Consider the following 2,491-nt stretch of genomic DNA (forward strand, 5'->3'; position numbering starts at 1 on the left):
CGTCTTCGGCATCGCGGCCGTCCTCCTCGGCGCGTACCACGCGCTCGGCGACCCCGGTGCGGCCGCGGGCGCGTGGCTCTCCCCGACCGGCGCGGCCGCGCTCTCCATCGTCACGGACGCCGCCCAGGACCTGCGGCTGGCGGCGCTCGCGCTCGCCGGGCTGAGCGTGCTCGGGTTCGTCGTCTACCCGCTGACGGCGTCCGCCGCGAGCGCCGTCGGCGGCCGGCGGTGACTACTCGACGAGGCGCTCGATCTCGGTGACGAGGATGCCGGTCGCGCCCTCCCGCTTGAGCGCGTTCACCGCCTCGAAGACGTCCCGCTCCTCGACGACGGCGTGGACCGCCACCATCCCCGGTTCGTCGACGTCCAGCACCGTGGGGCCGCCGAGCCCGGGAATCACGTCCTCGACGGCGTCGAGGTTCTCCTCGGGCGCGTTCAACATCAGGTAGCGCTTCCCCTCCGCCGAGCGCACGGACTGCAGGGCGGTCTCGACCTGCTCGACCTTCGGGTCGTCGACGACGTCCTCGCGGGCGAACAGCCGCACGGAGCTCTGGAGCACCTCGTCGACGACCGTCAGGCGGTTCACGCGAAGCGTCGTCCCCGTCGACGTGATGTCGACGATGGCGTCGGCCATCTCCACGTGCGGCGTCAGCTCGGTCGCGCCCGTCACCTCCACGATGTCCGGGTCGACCGCGCGCTCGTCGAAGTACGCCCGCGTGATCGTCGGGAACTCCGTCGCGACGGTCTTCCCCGCCAGGTCCCCGGCGGCGTCGATGTCGCCGTCCTCCGGCGCCGCCAGCACCAGCCGGCACCTCCCGTAGTCGAGGTCCAGCAGGTCTTCGACGTTCCCGACGCCGGACTCCCGCACCTGATCGAGGCCCGTGATGCCGAGGTCCGCCGCGCCGTCAGCGACGTACTCCGGGATGTCCGCCGCCCGCGCGTACAGCACGGTGATGTCGGGGTCGACGGTGTCGGCGTACAACTGGCGCTCGGCGCCGTTCTCCACGCCGATGCCGGCTCTGTCGAGGAGGTCCAGCGTCGGGTCGTGCAAGCGGCCCTTGTTGGGCACGGCAATTCGCATGTGCTCTGGGTAGGCGTGGCACGGGGAACTAGGTTTTCCTTCTCGCAGTTCTCCTCAACTCGCTCTCGCGGCGAACGACGACTGCGGGCATTACGACACCTCGAAAGCCCCGAGGCTGTGGACTCGGGAGGCTCGCCCCGCTCCTCGCTCACTGCGTTCGCTGTGATGCTTGCGTCGCCTGCCTTCGTCCACAGCCTCGCCCCTTTCAGTCCGCCCAACTACCGGATGACCAACCGGCTACGGGTGGACTGGAAGGAGCCGCGTTCTCGGGGAAGACGGCCGAAGTAAGCACCGCAGCGAGCGGTAGCGAGCGAGGAGCGCAGCGAAGCCCTCGACCCGAGAACGCGGGGGCTTCCGAGGAAGCGTTCGCGAAGTCGGTCGCCGCGTCGAAGATAGCAGAAACGGATCCAACGAGCCACGAACGCGAAACCCACAGACACACAAGCCGCTCGGTCGAAGCAGGGGGTATGACGACACTGCAGATCGCGGGCGGGCGGGTGCTGCACCCGGACTTCTCGGTCGCGGAGGGCGACGTGCTCGTGGACCAGCAGAGCGGGGAGATTCTGGCCGTCGGAGAGACGGAGCCGGGCGACGAGCGGCTGGACGCCGAGGACTGTCTGGTGATGCCGGGGCTGGTCAACGCGCACTGCCACGCGGCGATGACCCTCCTCCGGGGGTACGCCGACGACAAGCGGCTGGACGCGTGGCTGCAGGAGGACATCTGGCCGGCGGAGGGCGAGCTCACGGAGGGCGACGTGCGGGCGGGCGCGGAGCTCGCGCTCGTGGAGATGATTCGGTCGGGGACGACGGCGTTCGCGGACATGTACTTCCACGTCCCCGAAATCGCGGCGGCCGTCGAGGAGGCGGGCGTGCGGGCGCGGCTCGGGCACGGCGTCGTCACCGTCGGGAAGGACGAGGGCGACGCGTACCGCGACAACGACGAGAGCATCGAGGTCGCGCGGGAGTACGACGGCGCTGCGGGCGGCCGCATCAGGACGGCGTACATGCCCCACAGCCTGACGACCGTCGGCGAGGAGTACCTCCGCGAGTTCGTGGGGAAGGCCCGCGAGCACGACCTCCCGGTGCACTTCCACGCGAACGAGACCCGCGACGAAGTGACGCCGATCGTCGACGAGGAGGGCGAGCGCCCGCTGGAGTACGCCGACGACCTCGGGATGGTCACGGAGGCGGACTTCCTCGCGCACGGCGTCCACACGGACGCCGCGGAGCACGACCTGCTCGCGGAGCGCGGCGCGAGCGTCGTCCACTGCCCGGCGTCGAACATGAAGCTCGCGTCCGGGATGGCGCCCGTGCAGGCGATGCGCGACGCGGGCGTGAACGTCGCGCTCGGGACGGACGGCGCGGCGTCGAACAACGACCTCGACGTCTTCGACGAACTCCGGGACGCGG

General features: G+C 70.7%; 3 protein-coding genes. 2 read left to right on the forward strand and 1 reads right to left on the reverse strand.

Annotation, left to right across the window (positions count from 1 at the left end; genetic code table 11):
- On the forward strand, positions 1-232 hold a 232-nt coding region (locus tag GJ634_RS15705), incomplete at its 5' end, for a hypothetical protein (RefSeq protein WP_394350902.1).
- Here GJ634_RS15705 and hisG read toward each other — a convergent pair.
- On the reverse strand, positions 233-1,081 hold the full coding sequence (gene hisG, locus GJ634_RS14895) for an ATP phosphoribosyltransferase (protein ID WP_157503619.1): 849 nt from the start codon (positions 1,079-1,081) through the stop codon (positions 233-235).
- 467 nt (positions 1,082-1,548) lie between these two features.
- Between hisG and GJ634_RS14900 the strand changes: the two genes are divergently transcribed.
- The coding region (locus GJ634_RS14900) for an amidohydrolase (RefSeq protein WP_157503620.1) at positions 1,549-2,491 on the forward strand (943 nt) is incomplete at its 3' end.

The organism is Halobacterium sp. CBA1126 (genome assembly GCF_009741975.1).
Classification (GTDB): domain Archaea; phylum Halobacteriota; class Halobacteria; order Halobacteriales; family Halobacteriaceae; genus Halobacterium.